General features: G+C 63.1%; 17 protein-coding genes. 10 read left to right on the forward strand and 7 right to left on the reverse strand.

Translation table 11 applies throughout. The features are described 5' to 3' along the window. The first annotated feature begins 127 nt into the window (after positions 1-127). Positions 128-3,784, forward strand: a complete 3,657-nt coding sequence (locus tag AC3WVQ_RS26390) for a FecR domain-containing protein (RefSeq protein ID WP_492383225.1) — start codon at positions 128-130, stop codon at positions 3,782-3,784. After that, a complete protein-coding gene (locus AC3WVQ_RS26395; RefSeq protein ID WP_110819847.1) occupies positions 3,784-5,790 on the forward strand; it encodes a CHASE2 domain-containing protein in 2,007 nt (668 codons plus the stop codon). Before AC3WVQ_RS26390 ends, AC3WVQ_RS26395 begins: the two co-directional genes overlap by 1 nt. 22 nt (positions 5,791-5,812) lie before the next feature. Here the strand turns inward: AC3WVQ_RS26395 and AC3WVQ_RS26400 are convergent, their stop codons facing one another. The 6 genes from AC3WVQ_RS26400 to AC3WVQ_RS26425 all read right to left on the reverse strand — a co-directional run bounded on the left by AC3WVQ_RS26400 (position 5,813) and on the right by AC3WVQ_RS26425 (position 12,638). Beyond that, positions 5,813-6,529: an ABC transporter ATP-binding protein gene (locus AC3WVQ_RS26400; RefSeq protein WP_060520536.1), complete on the reverse strand. Its 717-nt coding sequence runs from the start codon at positions 6,527-6,529 to the stop codon at positions 5,813-5,815. Beyond that, entirely contained in the window at positions 6,510-7,274 is a 765-nt protein-coding gene (locus AC3WVQ_RS26405) for an ABC transporter ATP-binding protein (RefSeq protein ID WP_060529554.1), read from the reverse strand. The genes AC3WVQ_RS26400 and AC3WVQ_RS26405 overlap by 20 nt, the downstream gene beginning before the upstream one ends. After that, positions 7,274-8,278: a branched-chain amino acid ABC transporter permease gene (locus AC3WVQ_RS26410; protein WP_089046005.1), complete on the reverse strand. Its 1,005-nt coding sequence runs from the start codon at positions 8,276-8,278 to the stop codon at positions 7,274-7,276. The genes AC3WVQ_RS26405 and AC3WVQ_RS26410 overlap by 1 nt, the downstream gene beginning before the upstream one ends. After that, positions 8,275-9,141 (reverse strand): branched-chain amino acid ABC transporter permease, encoded by an 867-nt coding sequence (locus AC3WVQ_RS26415; RefSeq protein WP_492383226.1) that lies wholly within the window; start codon positions 9,139-9,141, stop codon positions 8,275-8,277. Before AC3WVQ_RS26415 ends, AC3WVQ_RS26410 begins: the two co-directional genes overlap by 4 nt. Positions 9,142-9,316: 175 nt before the next feature. Further along, positions 9,317-10,489 (reverse strand): ABC transporter substrate-binding protein, encoded by a 1,173-nt coding sequence (locus AC3WVQ_RS26420; RefSeq protein WP_034800069.1) that lies wholly within the window; start codon positions 10,487-10,489, stop codon positions 9,317-9,319. Positions 10,490-10,793: 304 nt separating this feature from the next. Beyond that, a complete protein-coding gene (locus AC3WVQ_RS26425) occupies positions 10,794-12,638 on the reverse strand; it encodes a phospholipase D-like domain-containing protein (RefSeq protein ID WP_492383227.1) in 1,845 nt (614 codons plus the stop codon). A gap of 245 nt (positions 12,639-12,883) precedes the next feature. On the opposite strand from AC3WVQ_RS26425, the gene AC3WVQ_RS26430 reads away from it, so the two are divergent. The 5 genes from AC3WVQ_RS26430 to AC3WVQ_RS26450 all read left to right on the forward strand — a co-directional run bounded on the left by AC3WVQ_RS26430 (position 12,884) and on the right by AC3WVQ_RS26450 (position 15,958). Then, complete coding sequence (locus AC3WVQ_RS26430; protein ID WP_034800067.1) at positions 12,884-13,687, forward strand: DUF899 domain-containing protein; 804 nt, start codon at positions 12,884-12,886, stop codon at positions 13,685-13,687. Beyond that, entirely contained in the window at positions 13,684-13,947 is a 264-nt protein-coding gene (locus tag AC3WVQ_RS26435; RefSeq protein WP_034800066.1) for a hypothetical protein, read from the forward strand. Before AC3WVQ_RS26430 ends, AC3WVQ_RS26435 begins: the two co-directional genes overlap by 4 nt. A gap of 306 nt (positions 13,948-14,253) precedes the next feature. Further along, positions 14,254-14,610 (forward strand): hypothetical protein, encoded by a 357-nt coding sequence (locus AC3WVQ_RS26440; protein WP_143034323.1) that lies wholly within the window; start codon positions 14,254-14,256, stop codon positions 14,608-14,610. Between the two features lie 155 nt (positions 14,611-14,765). Next, entirely contained in the window at positions 14,766-15,086 is a 321-nt protein-coding gene (locus tag AC3WVQ_RS26445; RefSeq protein WP_051659531.1) for a FliM/FliN family flagellar motor switch protein, read from the forward strand. Between the two features lie 104 nt (positions 15,087-15,190). Next, positions 15,191-15,958, forward strand: a complete 768-nt coding sequence (locus AC3WVQ_RS26450; RefSeq protein ID WP_492383228.1) for a 3-hydroxyacyl-CoA dehydrogenase — start codon at positions 15,191-15,193, stop codon at positions 15,956-15,958. Positions 15,959-16,019: 61 nt separating this feature from the next. On the opposite strand, the gene AC3WVQ_RS26455 is transcribed toward AC3WVQ_RS26450, so the two are convergent. Next, the gene (locus AC3WVQ_RS26455) at positions 16,020-16,631 is read right to left on the reverse strand and encodes a helix-turn-helix transcriptional regulator (protein WP_034800063.1); all 612 of its coding nucleotides are present in this window, start codon (positions 16,629-16,631) and stop codon (positions 16,020-16,022) included. Positions 16,632-16,795: 164 nt separating this feature from the next. Here AC3WVQ_RS26455 and AC3WVQ_RS26460 point away from each other — a divergent pair, with 164 nt between their 5' ends. From AC3WVQ_RS26460 to AC3WVQ_RS26470, 3 genes are all read left to right on the forward strand, one after another. Beyond that, positions 16,796-17,404, forward strand: coding sequence for a superoxide dismutase (locus AC3WVQ_RS26460; protein WP_060520511.1), 609 nt, complete (start codon positions 16,796-16,798; stop codon positions 17,402-17,404). 150 nt (positions 17,405-17,554) lie between these two features. After that, the gene (locus AC3WVQ_RS26465) at positions 17,555-18,148 is read left to right on the forward strand and encodes a flavin reductase family protein (RefSeq protein WP_063979538.1); all 594 of its coding nucleotides are present in this window, start codon (positions 17,555-17,557) and stop codon (positions 18,146-18,148) included. Positions 18,149-18,173: 25 nt separating this feature from the next. Continuing rightward, a complete protein-coding gene (locus AC3WVQ_RS26470) occupies positions 18,174-18,506 on the forward strand; it encodes a tetratricopeptide repeat protein (protein WP_034800062.1) in 333 nt (110 codons plus the stop codon). Positions 18,507-18,518 lie beyond the last annotated feature (12 nt).

Consider the following 18,518-nt stretch of genomic DNA (forward strand, 5'->3'; position numbering starts at 1 on the left):
TGGTGTTACAGATTTGCCTCCCGAACAATCTGCATTGCTTGGAAAGCAATTAAGGATATTCGATTTCAATTGACTTTAACCTGATCGAAATTCACTGAATCTACGTGGGGCGGAGACAGGAACGAAGATGGGGCAGCAACGGCTTCGGGGACTGCTTGCGACAGTGGCAATCCTCTGTCCAGGCGCAAGCATGGCAGAGCCGGTTCAAAGAACACCGCCCGTCGCCGGATCGGTGATTGCCCGCAAATCCGGTGAGGAAGTGCGCTTCGTCGACGTTTCGAGCTGGCGTTTCGTCGATCTCGCACAGGACCTTTTGTCCGGCGATATCCTGCGCACTAATGCGACCGGGGCGCTGGCGGTGCTTTTCTCCGACCACACCCAGATCCGGCTCGGCCGCAACACGGCGTTGCGCGTCAAACGCATGGGCACAGGCAGCGATACCAATCTCGAACTGCAGTCAGGCACGATCTGGGCACGGGCGGAGCGTGGCGGCCAGGGCCTGACGATCGACACGCCGGCGGCAACGGCTGCCATTCGTGGCACCGACTGGACACTGACGGTCGCCGGCGACACGACCTCGCTGACCGTGCTTGAAGGCGTGGTCGAACTCAGCAACGAACTTGGCAGCGTCACCGTGAAACAGGGCGAAGGCGCCGTTGCCGCCATCGGGAAAGCGCCGACTAAGATCGTGATCGTGACGCCGAAGGACCGCGAACAGATGCTCTTCCATCTGTCTTTACGCGACGCCTTCGCGCTCATGCCGTCAACCCCGCTTAAGGTGCGCGACATGCGCAATGAGCGCGAACGGATCGAAGCCCGGCCGGAAGCGTCGCGCTCGGCCGAAGACTGGCTGACACTCGCCGAAATCCAACTGCGGTTCGACGGGCGAGCCCAGGCCACAGCCGCCCTTCAACAGGCCCGACGCCTCGGCCTCAATCGATCTCAAGCCGCGCGCGCCTATCTCGTCGAAGCGCTGATTGCCGGTTCTGAAAACCGCTACGGCGATGCGGCACAGCTGTTCGAAAAGGCAGCCCCCGGGCTCGACGCCGACCGCCGCTCCGTCGCGGCCTTCGGCGGCTATTTCGCACGCGCTCTCGCCGACCCGGACCGGATCGAGCAGCCGCCGCCTCAGGCGACAGGTCCCTATGGTGCGTTCGCTGCGGCCTGGACCGCGGGCTTTCGCACCGATATCCGCGCGGCGATCGAAACGATCAAGAAGGCGGAAAGGCGATATCCGGACGATCCGTTCCTCCCAGCGGCCCGCGCGCAATTTGCAATGCTGCTCGACGATCGAGACGAAACGCGCGCCGGTATAGAAAAGGCGCTTGCGAACGATCCCGACGACCCGACCGCGCTGGAATCGCGCGCCAAGTACCGTTTGCTCATTGAAAACGATCGAATAGGCGCGCTGGCGGATCTCGAGCGCGCCTTGGAAATCACGCCGGGCGACCCGTCTCTCTGGAACTGGGTGGGCCTGGCAAAAAGCGAGCGGGGCGACAATCGCGGCGCCGAGAGAGCATTCCAGAAGGCCGTGGAACTCGATCCGGCCGATCCGCTTTACCACGCCAACCTGGCCTATCAGTACCTCGATGAAATGCGGCTTGCGGAAGCAAAGCGCGAGATCGATACGGCACTCGCGATCGATCCTTCCTTCGACCTCGTGCTCGTCGCTCGCGGTCGGTACCATTTGCAGAACGGCAACTTGGACAAGGCGATCGACGACCTCTTGGCCGGTTCGACGGCCAACCCCGCCTATTCCAACGCGCAATTGCTGCTCTCGGCGGCGCATTATGAAAAGGGAGACCGCCTTCCGGCGGCACAGGCCCTCGACAATGCCGACCGGCTCGACCCGAACGACCCCGTCGTCGCGACCGTGCGGACCGCGATTGCGATCGACGAATACGATTCCGATGCGGCGATCCGCTACGCGCAGGAACTGATGCGGCGGACGCGGGCGCGCGGCGGCGAAAGTGCTCCGCTCGGCGCCAACCAGGATGCCGGATCGACGCTCAACGACGCCTTCCGCCTGCAAGGCCTGAACGCCTGGGGGCAATATTACGGCGATGTGGTCTTCGATCCGTTCACGGGATCGAGCTATGTCGACCAGGCGATCCGCGGCAGCGTCAATCCGCTGTTCAACACCTATGATTTCGATGGCAGCCCCGTCGTCAACACCGCCAATCCGCAGAGCTTCTCCGCCTTCTTCCAGGGGCTGCTGATCGAGCCGCACATGCTGGCAAGCCGCGAGCGCACGGCCAATCTCGTCCAACGGCCGTTCTTCGAGGCCGCGGTTGCAGGCGGCATCATCGCCGACAGCGACCATGAGGGCGGGATCGGCGAAGCGGAACTGCGCGGGCTGACGTTCTCGCCCTTCCCAATCAGCGTCTACGGCAATCTGCATTGGGAGAAGCCGCGCGATACGATCGATATCGGCAATGGCCTGGCGATCGAGCGTGAAGCACGCCTGCTTGGCGGCAATGGCTATGTGACAGCCTCCCCGACGCCGGATGACAGGGTCGTGGCCTATGCCAACTACGGCGATCTTGATGATAAACGCAGTATTTTCGATATCCCGCCTCCGCCTCTCATCCCCTTCAATCTCGATGGGATAAACGACAACGACTCGACGCGCCTTTTGTCGGGGGTGGCATGGAGCCACACCTTCGGCTACCGCAACATCGCCAATGCCGCGTTCTTCTTCTCCGATGAGAACAGCACGGACAACGAGCGGGTTCGCTTTTCGGACATCAGATTTCCCGACCTTGCCACGAGCCGAAACGAGGACAAGCAGAGAACCTATATCGCCGCCATCAATCACCTTTACGGTGACGGCGATTTCACCTGGCGCTACGGCGTCGAAGGCGGCGTGGTAAAGTCATCGAGCGCGTTCGACATTTTTGACCCGCTGGGCGTCAGCACCGGCAGCAGCAATGCGCCCGTCATCGCGTCCGGTTCGACGTCCGCCACACAGACCGTCGCCAAGGCTTACATCGACACGATCTACGAAATCACGCCGGACCTGAAGACGGAAGGCGCCCTCTTTGCCCGCTATATCGAAGGCGTCAACGACGGCGATGTCAGGCTCGAACCGAAAATCGGCATCGCCTGGGCGCCGGCCGAAGGGCATTGGCTGCGGGCGGCAGCCATGCGCGATGGCCTCAACTTCGACGTCGCCACCCTTGCGCCGATCGGCATCGTCGGGCTGCAGCCGAACCAGCTGCGCTTCGGCGCCGAAGGCTATGCCGATACGCTGGCACTGCGTTGGGACGCGGAGTGGAACAGCTGGTTCTTCACCGCGCTCGACTACCAGCACCAGGAGGTGCGGCAACTCGCGCTCGACATTCCGCTTTCGACCACCGGCCTTGCGTATGCCAAGGTCGGGCTCGACCGGGTTGCGGCAACGGCGAACTTTGCCATCGGCCACGGCTTCGGCCTCTCCCTGACCGCGGCCCACACGGAAGCCGACGTTAAGGAACACACCGGCAGCCAGCCCGGCGAACTGCTGTTCGTGCCGGAAAACACCGGCCAAGCGGCGCTGACTTGGGTCAGCACGGCGAACGTCAAGACGACCGTCGCCGCCAACTATGTCGGTTCACGACCCGGCGGGTTAAAGACGCTCGACGACTTCTGGACGCTCGACGCCGCCTTGCAATGGGAACCGTTCGACAAGCAGATCGAGGTGGATCTGGCAGCCTTCAATCTGCTCGATGAAGATTTCGAGCTGGGCAATGGCCTGCCGGGTTGGGGACGAACGTTCAAAGGCACGATCAAAGTGCGGTTCTGATGGAGGAGCGCGTCGCCGTGCAGGCATCGAGCGGTCGGTCCGGACAATGGGACAGCCCCCGCTTCCTGCAACGGCGGTTGAAACTTCTTGCGCTTGCGGTTTTCGTCGCCATCGCGCTGTCGCTGGCGACCTTGACCAATGCCTGGCGGCTGAACGAGTTGCGCAGCTTCGACTACCTGTCGACCATCGACGGCCCGCCGCTGCCCGAGGACAGCCCGATCATCGTCGCGATCGACGAACCGTCGATGGCCGAAATCGGGCGCCAATGGCCCTGGCCGCGCGCCCTGCATGCGCGCCTCATCGAGGCGCTGCGCAAGGCCGGCGCACGCGCCATCGGCATCGACGTGATTTTCGCTGAGCCTTCGGCCGATGCCGCCAACGACGAGGCGCTGGAAAAGGCGCTCGGCGCGGACGTGGTTCTTGCCGGAGACCAGACGCTGGTGGAGGCGCCGCAGGCCGACCAGTTCGTGCGCACCGAGCCGCTCGCCCGCTTCATCGCAAAGGGCGCCTGGACCGGGATCGCCTCCGTCAGCCTCAGCGGCGACGGAACCTTGCGCGCCGTTCCCGACTATCCGGACGGATTTGCCGCCGTGCTCGCGGCAATCGCCGGCGCAAAATCGCACGCACCGCCAAAGGACGCGCTGATCCAGGTCTTCGGACCGGCGCGGACCTATCCCACCGTCTCCTATTACCAGGCGCTCGATCCCGACAATTTCCTGCCAGAAGGCATGTTCGAGGACCGTGTCGTGCTCGTCGGTCTCAGTCTGCAAAATGCGCCATCGATCGCCGATGGCGGGGCCGATGCCTTCACGACATCGGATACCGTACATTCGAACAAGCTCGTTTCCGGCGTTGAGATGCAGGCTACCATCTACGACAATCTGGCCCATGAGCTTTTCATTCAGCGCGCTGCAAGACCGTATGTGGTTGCCGCCATTGCGCTGGCCGCGATGCTTGCGGCCTTTTCGGTGCTGCGGACGACCGGCTGGCGCACGCTTGCCTATGGCGCCGTCGCCATCGGCCTGATCATCGCCGCCAGCTATGCCGCGATGCGTCTTGGCCACGTCTTTCTGTCGCCGCTTGGGCCTGGGCTTGCGTTCCTTGCCGTGACTGCCGGCCAGGCCGGGCTCGACTATGCGGAAGAACGCAAGAAGCGCCGCGAAATCACCCGCGCCTTCCAGCAGTACCTCTCCCCTGCCCTTGTCGAGCGCCTGGCGAAAGACCCGTCACACCTGAGGCTCGGCGGCGAACGGCGCACGCTGTCGATCCTCTTTTGCGACATCCGGGGCTTTACCACCATCGCCGAGGAAATGAAGGAGGATCCGGAGCGTTTGACGGCACTGGTCAACCGGCTGCTGACGCCGCTTTCAGAAGCTGTTCTCGAACAGGGCGGTACCATCGACAAATATATCGGCGACTGCCTGATGGCCTTCTGGAACGCGCCGCTCGACGACCCCGACCATGCCGTGCATGCAGTCGGGGCGGCGCTCGACATGCTTGCGCGGCTTGAACGGGTGAACCGGGAACTCGAAAGCGAGGCGAAACGGGAACGCCGACCGGCCCAAACCTTGAGGATCGGCATCGGCATCAACACCGGCGAATGCGTCGTCGGCAACATGGGCTCGCACCAGCGGTTCGACTATTCGGCCCTTGGCGACGCCGTCAATCTGGCCTCGCGCCTCGAAGGCGCATCGAAGGACTACGGCATCTCCCTGCTCCTCGGCGAGGAGACCGCGCGTCTCGTCGAAAAGACCTTCCCGATCGCCGAACTCGATCGCATCACCGTCAAGGGCCGCACCGCCGTGTCGCCGGTCTTCACCGTCGCCGTCGGCGCCAGGAAGGACGCGATCGAACGCCACCAGGCCTTCGTACAGGCCAAATATGACGGCACGCTTCGAGCTCATGACGCGGTGTTCGACCAGTTGAAGAGCGCCCTGCCGCCACTCGCGCGCTACTACGAAAGGGAGCGTTCCCGTCTCGATACGTCGCGACGGGAACCGAAGTGAGCAGCCACAACCGACCGCGTGGTCAGTGGAGCCCGCCGACGCCGAGCAGCCGCTCGACGGTATCGTGATCTCCCGCCAGCGCTTCCGGCGTTCCGGTCCAGGCGATCCGGCCGCGTTCGAGCACGATCACCCGGTCGGCAAAGTCGAGCGCGCTCTGAATGCGCTGTTCGACCAAGACGATCGTCATGTCGCCGGTCTTTGCCAGTTCGGCAAACGCCTTCATCAGCTCTTCGCAGATAACGGGCGCCAGGCCCTCCAGCGGTTCGTCGAGCAACAGGATCGACGGACGGCCGAGGATGGAGCGTGCCGTCGACAGCATCTGCTGTTCGCCGCCTGAGAGCTGGCTGCCGAGATTGCGCCGGCGCTCGAAGAGACGCGGGAACATGTCGTAGGCTTCCTGGATCGCACTTTTCGGGCGGTTCTTGAGGCCGACGAACAGGTTCTCCTCCACGGTCAGCGTCGGGAAGACGCAGCGCGCCTGCGGCACGAAGCCGAGCCCCTGCATGGCGCGGGCAGCACTTGGCAACACGGTCACGTCCGTCCCGCCCATGCGGATGCGCCCGTCATAACGTCGCGTCTGGCCGGCAAGCGTTGCAAGCAGGGTCGTCTTGCCCATGCCGTTGCGACCGAGAACGGCAAGCCGGGCACCTGCCGGAACGGCAAAGGACACGCCTTCGAGCACCCGCGTCGGCCCATAGCCGGCGGACAGGTTTTCCACCTCAAGCGGCGTGGCTGGCATTGGCATAGCTCCCCAGATAGGCTTCCCGCACGCGCGGATCCTTCGTCACGTCAGACGGCGAACCGTCGAAGATGATCGCGCCGGCGGCCAGCACGACGACGCGCTTGGCAAAGCGGAAGACGAGATCCATGTCGTGCTCAATCATCAAGACGGCGAGATCGGCTGGCAGGTCGGCCAGTGCCTGCTCGATCCGGCCGGTGTCGCTCTGCGGCACGCCGGCGGCGGGCTCGTCGAGCAGCAGCACCCGCGGCTTCAGCGCCAGCGCAACGGCGATCTCCAGCAAGCGTTGCTGACCGTAGGCGATCTCGCTCACCTTGCGGTGCATCAGTTCCCGAAGCCCGAGCTTGCCGAGAAGGTCTGCCACCTCGGCCATGACGTCCGGCATGCCCAGAAAATTGCCGAACAGACGACCGGCGCGGCCAGTGCGTTGCAGGACAGCGAGCGCAACATGTTCGGAAGGTGTCATATCGGCAAAGAGCCGCGTCACCTGAAACGAGCGAACGAGCCCCCTTCGCACCCGACCGATGGCGTCGATACCGGTCACCACCTCGCCACCGATACGCACCTCGCCGGAATCCGGCTTGAGATTGCCGGTCACGAGATTGACGAACGTCGTCTTGCCGGCGCCGTTCGGCCCAATCAGCGCGACCCGGTCGCCCGGCGCCATGCTGAGGCTGACGTCATTGGTGACCGCGAGCCCGCCGAAGGCGCGCTTCAAGTTGCGGACTTCGAAGATCGGCTGCATCACTGTGCCTCCTTGCGGCGGGCAAAGAACGCAGCCGCGGTGCCATAGATGCCCTTCGGCGCGAAGAGCACGACGGCGATCAACAGCGCGCCCACCATCGTCAGCCAGTGGAAGGGATTGGCCGCCGAGACCACGTCCTCGAAAAACATGAAGACGACAGTGCCAGTCAGCGCGCCGAAGAGAGAGCCGGTACCCCCGAGCACCAGCATGACGAGGCTTTCGGCAGACATCGTAAAGGAGAGGCTGTCGAGCCCGACGACCTGGGTGGAGATCGCATTCAGCGCGCCGCCGACGCCGGCAACGGCACCGGAGATGACATACATTTTCGTGAGCGCGAACTTCGGCGACGCCCCCATCGAGCGGATGCGGACAGGGTCTTCCTTGATGCCGCGGCACAACATGCCGAAGGGCGAGCGCACGATCAGTCGCAGCACGACGAAGACGATGGCAAGCAGCGCCACGCCGAAGACATAGGCCGTGCGGCCCCAGAGATCGAACTCGTAGAGTCCGAGAAGTGCCGTCGGCGCAATGCCGGAGAGCCCGTCGCTGCCACCGGTCCAGGAGGAGGCCTTGTTGGCGAACTCGTGGAAGAGATGGATGAGCGCGATCGACAGCACCAGTTGCGGCAGCCCGTGCGCACGCAGGATGACGACCCCGCAGATAAGTCCCGCCACCGCCCCGGCAACAATGCCGAAGGCCAGCATCGCCAGCGGATCGTTGATGCCGTAATGCGCCGAGGCGATGCCCGCGGCATAGGCGCCGGCGCCGAAGAGGGCCGCGTGCCCGAGCGTCGCGACACCGCAATAGCCGGTGACGAGATCGAGCGACAGCACCAACAGAGCGGCTGCGATGATCCGGGTCAGAAGAGCCAGATTGTTGGGAAAGAGGAAGTAGCCGACCACCGCGACCAGCAGGATAACGGCCAGACCTATGAGGTCCCCACCGCCAAACCGTCGGCGCACCGGAGCGGTCGCGATCAAGTCGTTCGTCGTCGTCATGGTCATCCCTTGGCCCTCCCGGCGAGCCCGCGCGGGAACACGCAGATGATCGCGATCACGGCCAGATAGAAGAAGAATTCACCGAATTCCGGCATGAGATAACGGCCGGTCGTATCGATCGCGCCGAGCAGCAGGCAGGCAACGAGCGCGCCCGGGATAGACCCGGCGCCGCCGACGGAGACGACGACCAGGAACGTCACCATGTAACGCAACGCGTAATAGGGTTCGACCGGAAGAAGTTCCGCCCCCACCACGCCGCCGAAGGCGGCAAGTCCGACGGCAACCGCAAAGCTCACCGCATAGACGATTTCCGTGCGCACACCGAGGGCGGCCGCCATTGCCGCGTTGTCAACCGAGGCCCGCAGCTTGACGCCGAAGGCGGTCTTTTCGATCGCGTACCAGAGACCGGCTGCAACCACGAGGCCGCAGACGATCGCAAAGATGCGATGGGTAGCGATTTCCCGGAAGCCGAGGTCGACGGATCCCTGCAATTCGCCAGGCAGCGGCACCGTCTTCAGCGTCGGGCCGAAGACATAGTTGGCGATGCCGATGATGCAGAATGTGATACCAATGGTCATCAGCACCTGGGTCAGTTCCGTTGCGCCGTAGATCCGCCTATAGAGCAGCCGCTCGATCGGCACGGCGATGATGATGGTGCCGAAGACCGCGAGCAGCACGGCAAAGCCGTAGGCAAGACCCAAATCGCGCGCTGCATAGGAGGCGATGTAACCGCCGATCATGGCAAAGGCGCCATGCGCCAGGTTGACCACGCGCATCAGGCCCATGGTGACCGAAAGGCCGATGGAGATGACGAAGAGCACCATGCCATAGGCAAGGGCGTCGATCGCAATGCTGAGGACGGTTTGCATGGGGCTATCCGTTGCCCTTTCTTCCAAATTTGGCTGCGCCGGATTCGGTGCGCACTATGCGCGGAGCGGCAGTCAGGCGCCAGCATTCGCGGCGCCGCAGGCGCGCCGGTCGCTCAAAAGCAACCGGTCAACGCATCATCAGTGTCGGTGGGCGCTCAGCACCCGCCCAAGTCGACTACTTCAGCGCAGCGAGACCGGGGTCGCCCTGCTTCTCGAAGGTCTGGATTTCCTTGTTGTAATAGGTGCCGTCATCGGCCTTGGCGACCTCGCGCAGATAGATGTTCTGGGTGATGTGACGCGATTCCGGATCGATCGTCACCGGACCACGCGGGCTGACCCAAGAGAGGCCTTTCACGGCTTCCACGGCCTTGGCCGCATCCTGCTCGCCGCCGGTCGCCTCGATCATCTTGTAAATCACATGCATGCCGTCATAGGCTCCGACCGAGGGGAACGAGAGTTCGGCCGGGTTGCCGATCGCCTTGCTCGCCGCTTCGACAAAGGCCTTGTTCTCCGGCGAGTCGTGCGAGACGGCGTAGTGGAAGGTCGTCTGAATGCCGAGCGCCGCCTCACCGAGAGCAGGCAAATCGGATTCCTGCGTGAGGTCGCCGGGCGCAAAGAACTTGATGCCGCCGTCCTTCAGGCCGTTTTCCTTGAAGGCCTTGACGAAGCCGAGCGTCGTCGGGCCGGACGGCAGGAAGGCGAAGACGCCTTCCGCGCCCGAATCCTTGATGCGCTGCATGATTGGGGAAAAGTCGTTGGTCGCAAGCGGCATGCGGATCGCTTCGACCACCTGGCCGCCGGCCGCTTCGAAGCCCGTCTTGAAGGCGTTCTCGGCGTCCACGCCCGGGCCGTAGTCGCTGACGACGGAGATCACCTTGGAAACACCCGCGTCCTTGGCAACCTTGGCGATCGGCGTCGAGGTCTGCCAGGTGGTGAACGAGGTGCGCACGACGAGCGGGCTTTTGGTGACGATCGCCGAGGTCGCCGCGTTCATGATGACGAGCGGCACATTCGCCTGGGTGAGCAGCGGCGTGACCGCCATGGCATCCGGGGTGAAGTAGAAGCCGGCGAGGTACTGCACGCCTTCCTTGACCACCAGTTCCTGGGCCAGCGCCTTTGACTGGGCGGGATCGGCCTGCGGCACGTCGCGGTAGATGATCTCGATATCGTCGTCGCCGACCTTGCTGCCGTTCAGCGCCATATAGGCGTCGATGCCAGCCTTGAAGTTCTTGCCCTGCAGCGCGAAGGGGCCGGAGAACGGTCCGACGACACCGATCTTGATCGTGTCGGCATAGGCAGCACTGCTCATTGCCAAAGCCGCAACCGCAGCCAGAATCATCCGCTTCATATTTCCTCCCTGAGATGCCGGCCACTCCCGAGCCCGCATCCTCGTCGCAAACGACTGTCGATTTGATGGTTGTCAGCTTGCCATGCCAAACGGTGATGTAAAAATGAAATATGGGGTGCCAATCATAATTTAGGGGTTATGTTTTGACACAGGCAGCGCGCCTCGGCCAGCCGAATGCACCGAAATCCCCAGCCCATGACACGCACCTTCCGGTGCCCGCGCCAGCCCACTGCGGTCAACAGGGAGCAGCAAACGACACGGTGGCGGCTCGATCGCGGGTTCGGGGCGTATCGCCGCCGCTAACCTAGATCGGCGGCAGATTTTCCGGCTGCGCCATGTCGATGAAGACCTGAACGCGTTTGGCTCGCAGCTTGCCGGGCTTGTACTTCTTCAGCCACTCGCCAGTTTCATCGAGGAACAGACTGGCCGCGGCTCCCTCGGATGTCCCCACGCGCGCCGCCTTGTCCCGGTCGGACTTCTTCTTTGCTGTCGCCTCCCGGACAGAGCGGAAATAATAGTGGTTGAACAGCCGATTGAACTCCGTGAAGTAGATGTCGGCCGCGCGCCGATCGCCACGGATGAGCAGCATGTTCTCGTCGTTGTCGTTGGTCGACGCGTCCGAGAAGTTCGCCGAACCGGTGACGACCATTGGATCCGCGCCAAGGGGATCGGCGAGCAGAAACTTGGAATGCACATAGGCGACGTGATTGTTGAGCCCGAGCGCCCGCGCATTGGTTTCCCGCGCCCACTGATAGACCGGATCGCGCAGATAGGATCCCCAGGCCTGATAGACGTTCTGTCGCGCCGTCAGCGGAATGAACGGCTTCTTCGCCTTGGCCTTAGGCTGGTCGCGCTTTTCCAGGAGGAGGAAGAGCACCGGATGCACGCCAGACTGGGCACTATTGTCGAGAAACGCCTGCTTGAAGCGATCGTTGATCCCGAAGGCGAGCGTCACGCCGCCATAGGACCGCGCCTCGTCCAGCGCCCTCACATACATATCCAGAACGGCGCTTCCGGCACGCGGACTGAAGATCGAGGTCACGCCGCTTGAAACATCCGCGGGCGCATGCGGCACCTCGGCAAGGTCAGAGACCGCCTTGCGAAAGGCTTTTCGCTTTGACCTGCTCGCGGCAGGATTGTCGGTCTTTGCCGCACCAGGGTCGCCGGCAAGCAGTGTCCAGTATGTTTCAAATGCCTTGGCGAGATCGGCGTCGCGGACCCAATGCCCGACATTGGTCTGGCCATGCACGCCGCCCATCGACAGGTTCGTCGAGCCTGTCCAAACCTGCGGCTTTCGGCCCGGATCCTTGGGGAGCAGCACCATGAACTTGTTGTGCTGTATGTCGGCGGGATTGTTCTCCCGCCACCGCGCGATCGCCGCCTTCGGAAGCCCTACGGTGCGGACGATTTCCTTGTTCTCCTCGCGCGGAAAGCTCTCGTGGAACTTGCCCTTCTTGTCGGTATAGGCATTTTCCTTCGCGTCGAGCACGAGCCTCACGGCGACGCCGCGCTCGAAGGCGGCCTTCAGCCTTTCCACGACGGGGCGATATCTGAATTCATAGAAGCAGCCGAGCAGCGCGTCCCCCGCTTCCGCCTCGTCGATGAAACGCAGCAGTGCTTCGTCAAGGTCCCGGCTCAGCCACTGCAGCGCCTCGAGCGTCTTTTCCGGCGTTTCCAGCTTGTCCGGCGGCTTGTTTCCGAAACGGCGTCGGTAGGCCTGGCTGCTCGCGACACCGCGGTTGAAGAAAACGTCGTGCGTCTCCTCACTGAAGAGCGGTTCGGTTTTGATACCGATTCTGATGGCAGGTGCTGACCGGTCGATGTTCTTCGCCATACCTGTCAGCGGATGGAAGTAATAGTCGTAACGCCGACCGGGCTTGGCCGTGAAGTCATCCCAGACGAAACTCTGAACGGGATGGTCGTAGGTCAGAACGACGGTATCCTCATTGGGATGGGAGATCACCGTTTCGAAGACCTTGAAGCCGTACATGTAGTACCGCTCGCCTTCCGTTGGATCATGCCGCTCGACCGCAAAACCGAGAAGCCCCGCGGTGTCGGCGTTGCGATAGTCTATCGCGAACGAAACCGTATTGACCCCCGACACGGCGAAGACCTTGTACCCGCCAACCGCATCCGAAACGAAATGCATGCCGTCCTCCCGCGCGTGGTTGCGACAAGCATACTCGCTCAACTTCGAGGAATTACAACAGCGACAACTACAAAGGAGCTTGATCGGCGAACTCCCGCGCCGCTGCGCAGTGGCAGCGGCTCCGGCTCGAAAACACCGCCACACTTGTTACTCCCGCCGATCCTCTTGTGGTGTCAAGCTGCTCAGGACTGCAAGGCATCGGCCTTGCGTTGAGAAGTTTTGCTGAAACGAGGAGACACAGCACCATGACCCAGACGATCGAGAAACGCGAGAACGGACGCGCGGACGCCCAGTCGACGATGCAGAAGCCGCCGGTGGTTTCGGCACAGGCATGGGAAGCGGCCCGGCAGGAAATGCTGGTAAAGGAAAAGGCGCACACCCGCGCCCGCGATGCGTTGGCTGCCGAGCGTCGGCGGATGCCCTGGACGGCCGTGACCAAGAACTACGTGTTCGAGGGCTCCGACGGCAAGGCGAGCCTGCTTGACCTCTTTGCCGGCCGGCGCCAGTTGATCGTCTACCGCGCCTTCTACGAACCGGGCGTGCATGGCTGGCCCGATCACGGCTGCCGGGGCTGCTCGATGGTCGCCGATCAGGTTGCGCATCTGTCGCACCTTAACGCCCGTGACACGACCCTGGTCTTTGCCTCGCGCGCCCCGCAGGCGGATATTGCCAGGCTGAAGGCACGGATGGGCTGGACCATGCCCTGGTACACCATCACCGACAGCTTCGATGCTGATTTCGACGTGGGCGAGTGGCACGGCCACAATGTCTTCTTCCGCGACGGCGAAGAGCTGTTTCGCACCTACCTCGTCAACAGCCGCGGCGACGAACAGATGGGTAGCACCTGGAACTATCTCGACATCACCCCGCTCGGCCGACAGGAAGTGTGGGAGGATTCGCCGGCCGGATATCCGCAGACCCCGACCTACAAGTGGTGGAACTGGAACGACAGCTACGTCGAAGGCGCTGCCCCCGACAAAAGATGGGTCGAAGTATCGGATGCCGGCGAGGCCGCGATGCGCGCCTCCGACACGAGCGCGAAGCCATGAGCATCGGCGCCCGCTCCGGTGAGCGCGACGGGCGGGCGCCCTCCCTCGCCCGTTTGGTAGCTGCGGGGTTGGCGCTTGCCGCCGCCCCCACCTTCGCCCTGATGGCGGTTCTTTCCAACATGGGAACCGCCGGGGCCGATCCGATGCTGTGTAGCGGCGCCGGACAAACTGTGATCGGCGGGATGACCGCCATGTATCTGCTGATGGGCGCCTTTCACCTTCAGCCCTGGCTGAAACTGATCGACATCAGAAAGGGCTGAGGGATCGGCCTCGCCCCCGGCGCCTGTCAGTTGCGGGCGTCGGGAGCTGAAAAATCATCCGGCGACATGCTATTGTCGCACGGCACGCAAAAGATGTGGAAACGCCGATGGGCATATGTCCCTGAAATCGGCGAGTGGGCATGCTGTCGAGTCGGAGAAGCAAGTGACTTCTCAGCTTGAAGTACGGAACGGTTCCACTAGGTAGATTTGGCAAGATCTCCGGCCCTTGTATCGGCAGGAGAAATCAGTCGCTTTCCACCTGTGGCCGGATCCGTTCGGAAAATACAGCGAATCAGGAAGTTGACCTTGAGTGTTGCCGCCTCTCAACCGAACCCGACACGTTTCAAGAGCCGCCCGTTGCCTTTGGCGGGCGCCCTGCTGCTTTTCGTTACAGCCGCTGCGGCATCGCTCTACTATTTGAGTGGAGCGAAAGAGCCTTCGTCGGAGATCGCAGCGATTGCCCCGGCTGTGACCGGCGCTGAAGTCGACGCCGCGATGATGCAGTCGCCGAATTTCCAGATCCTGTTCAGTGACGGCGATCGCGGGCTGATGGTCTACGAGGGTTACGTCTATGTCGTGCGACTCGGCGACAAATTGCCGAATGGCCGCCGCATGATCGGATTCCAAAAACGGGACGGAAACTGGGCTGCGGTGACGCTTTGACAGCTTTCACCGCCTCCGAATTGTGGATGTTAACGCTTTGTTAACGCTCGCTTGCAAGGCACGGGGAACCCCCATTTAGCCACGGTTGCTACCCAGGGCGAACTGGCGCAACTCTTTGTTAAAGAGTCGTGAATCAGTGCTTTGGATGGTGCAGAATGATTAACAAGAAGCTACAGGATGAGCTGGTCGAGCTCGACGAAAGCCCTGCGTTCGAAGGCCGTTCTGTCATGAGCGAGCGCGCAGTCCAGGGAATTCCTCTCGCGATCGAAGCGGTGATCGGGCGCGCCAAGCTGACGGTGTCGCAGATCTCGAAACTCCATCAGGACGACACGATCCATCTCGATCGCAACTTCGGCGAACCGGTGGAACTCAAGGTCAACGGCATGGTGATCGGCCGCGGCGAAATCGTCTTCGACGAAGCCACCAACGCGATCGGCATCAAGATCATCGAAATCTCCCCGATCGGCGCCCAATAGGCTCCGACGCGTAAGGCCGCCGTCGTCAGCGGAACTTGGCTTCCACAGCCAGCAAGGCTATGTCGATAGTTCAACGACACGATCCGGTACGGGAGGAGCCTCATATGCTGATCGATGGAAAAGTCTTTATCGTTACCGGTGGCGGTTCGGGTCTGGGTGCGGCCGTCGCGCGGCAGCTGCATGGCGAGGGTGCCCGCGTGGTTCTCGCCGACGTCAACGCCACAGCCGGCCAGCAGATGGCCGAGGAGCTTGGCGGCAACGCGCTCTTCCAGAAGACGGATGTCACCAGCGAGGCCGATGGCGCCGCCGCAGTGGCAGCGGCCCTCGATCGCTTCGGACATCTGCACGGCCTGGTGAACTGCGCCGGCATCGCGCCGGGGGAAAAGGTGCTCGGGCGCGACGGTCCGCACCGGCTTGAAAGCTTTTCGCGCGCGGTCGCGATCAACCTCATCGGCACCTTCAACATGCTGCGGCTCGCCTCAGAGGCGATCCAGCGGGAAGAGCCCGGCGAGGATGGTGAGCGCGGGGTGATCGTCAATACCGCATCGGTCGCCGCCTTCGATGGCCAGATCGGCCAGGCGGCCTATGCCGCTTCCAAGGGCGGCGTCGTCTCGATGACCCTGCCGATTGCGCGCGAACTCGCGCGCCACGGCATTCGCGTCGTCGCCATTGCGCCGGGCATCTTCGAAACACCGATGATGGCCGGCATGCCGCAGGAAGTGCAGGATTCGCTCGGCAAGAGCGTGCCCTTCCCGCAGCGCCTTGGCAAACCGGACGAATTCGCGGCACTCGTGCAGCACATCTGCGAAAACCGCATGCTGAACGGCGAAGTCATCCGCCTCGACGGCGCCCTGCGCATGGGCGCGCGCTGACACGATCGGAGCTGGTGGCGCCCGACGACCGGGCGCGTGCCAGAGCGTTCCTTTGGCACGATCAGGCGGCCCGGTCGGCCGACTTGACCACATAGGCACAACGTCGCGCGCCGGCCAGAATGTGCTCGGCGCGCTCGACCTCGACACCGGGGCCGAGCACCGCCCGAAACACGCTCAATTCTGCCCTGCAGAAGCCCTGGCAGTTGGTCGCGGCGGCACAGATCGGACAATGGTTCTCGACGAACAGCAGCGTGCCGTCGCCCGGATCCTCGCAGGCGGCCATATAGCCTTCCTGTGACCGCAATCGAACGAGCACGTCCACCCGTTCGCGCAGGCTCTCTTTCTCCACCATCGCCGCACGATAGTTCTGGCGCGTCTCGTCCTCACGCGCGGCGATCAGCCGGTCGATCGCGTCCTCGCCAAGCGTCTGCCGGATGGTGCGCAACAACTGGACGGTCAGCTCTGCATGCGTATCGGGAAACTCCGCGTGGCCGGCAGCCGTCAGCCCCCAGAACTGCGACGGACGACCGACGCCTTTTGCCTCGGACCACGACGTGGCCAGCCCCTCCTCGGCGAGACGCACCAACTGCTGGCGCACGGCCTCGCCGGTGATCGCCAGACGTTTGCCGAGCGCTGTCGCGGTCTGCGGTCCGTGTAGCTTGAGTGCAAGCATGATGCGCTCGCCCGGGGTGCGGCCGGCGCTTTGCTCTGGATTTAACAAGGGATCGCTTGACATATTCCCGCGCGCAGATTTACAAAGAATTGTCTTGCTAAATACACTCTCCTCCGTTCGCAGACAAGTGATCCGAGAGTGCCCCGCCCGCAAAGGATTTGACCATGGCCTTCGAACTTCCCGCCCTTCCCTACGCCGCCGCAGCACTTGCCGAAAACGGCATGAGCGCCGAGACGATCGAGTTTCACCACGGCAAGCATCACCAGGCCTATGTCACGGCGCTCAACGGGTTCGTCGAGAAGGACGCCTCGCTTGCAGGCCTGTCGCTGGAAGAGATCATTCGCCTCAGCCACGGCAAGGCGGAACTCGCCCCGGTCTTCAACAATGCCGGCCAGCACTGGAACCACATCCTGTTCTGGAACAACCTTTCGCCGAAGGGCGGTCAGATCCCCGGCGTGCTCGATAAGAAGATCACCGAAGATTTCGGCAGCGTCGCTGCCTTCAAGGATGCCTTCAAGGCAGCCGCCACCGGCCAGTTCGGTTCGGGCTGGGCCTGGCTGGTGCTCGGCCAGGACGGCAAGCTAAAGGTGACGAAGACCGCCAATGGCTCCAACCCGGTTGCCACCAATGAAGGCAAGGCGCTGCTCGGCCTCGATGTCTGGGAGCACGCCTATTACATCGACTACCGCAATCGTCGCCCGGACTACGCGTCGAACTTCCTCGACAAGCTTGCCAACTATGAGTTTGCCGAAGCGGAGCTCAAGTCCGCCTGACCGACTGAAGGCGGTGCGGGCTGGAAAGAGTTCGCGAGCCGATCGGTCGAAGAGTTGCAGCAGCCGCTCGCCCCCGCCTGAGCTCAGGCTTCTGCAAATCCCGTGGCGTCTCCCCGCCGCCACGGGCTATTTCATCTCGGAACGAGCCCCATGCGCCAGACACCTCCGCCCTCCCTCGCCATCGACGCCCATGCCGACCTGGCGGTGTCGAAACCGGAGTTCGCCGACACCCTGTCGCATCTCGCCGCCACCGTCTGCGTGGCGAGCGCCGGCAATGGCCCCGACAGTCTCGGCCGGACGGTGACGGCGACCTTCTCGCTCTCTGCCAACCCGCCGTCGATCGTCATTTCGATCAAGGCGGACAGTCCGCTTGCCGCGCTGATCGCCGCCGAGCGAGGGTTTTCGCTCGCCATGCTGGCTGAGGGCCAGGAGCTGATCGCAGATGCCTTTGCCGGCAAGATCGAAGCGTCGAAGCGCTATCTCGTCGGCATATGGGCTGAGTGGCCGAGCGGACGGCCAAGGCTGCTCGGCGCGGCTGCCACGCTCGACTGCCTGCTCAGCGCTTCGATCGAGGTGGGCGACCATATGCTGTTCGTGGGAACAATTGTCGCAACCCAGACGTCTGCTCATGCCGACCCCTTGATCTGGGGCCGCCGCCGGTATCAGTCTCTCGACAGGACGAGATCGCTGACGCTGGCGAGCAATGGGCATGCGCCCCTTACCCCAAGCAAGCCTGCGGCCTGAACCGGCGATCGCGGAGGAGGAAGCCATGCGGCAAGTGCTCGAAAAGCTCTTACAGGACGGAAAGGACGACGCCCTTTTGCGGTTCACGCTCGGCAGCATCTGCCTCCAGGAGGCGGACTTCGATACCGCCTTGGCCCATGTGGAGCGGGCGATCGCCTTCGACCCGGACTATTCGGCAGCATGGAAACTGCGTGGCGCAATCCTCCTCAAGCTGGGCCGCCACCAGGAGGCAATTCAGGTCTGGCGCGAAGGCCGTACGGTCGCCGAGCGGAAGGGCGATCTGCAGGCAGCAAAGGAAATCGGCGTCTTCCTGAAACGCCTGGAGCGGCAGTGTCTCGCCGCCAACGGGAACGAGTAGCCAGCCCTGAAA

Source organism: Ensifer sp. EB106-05-01-XG146, assembly GCF_058791875.1.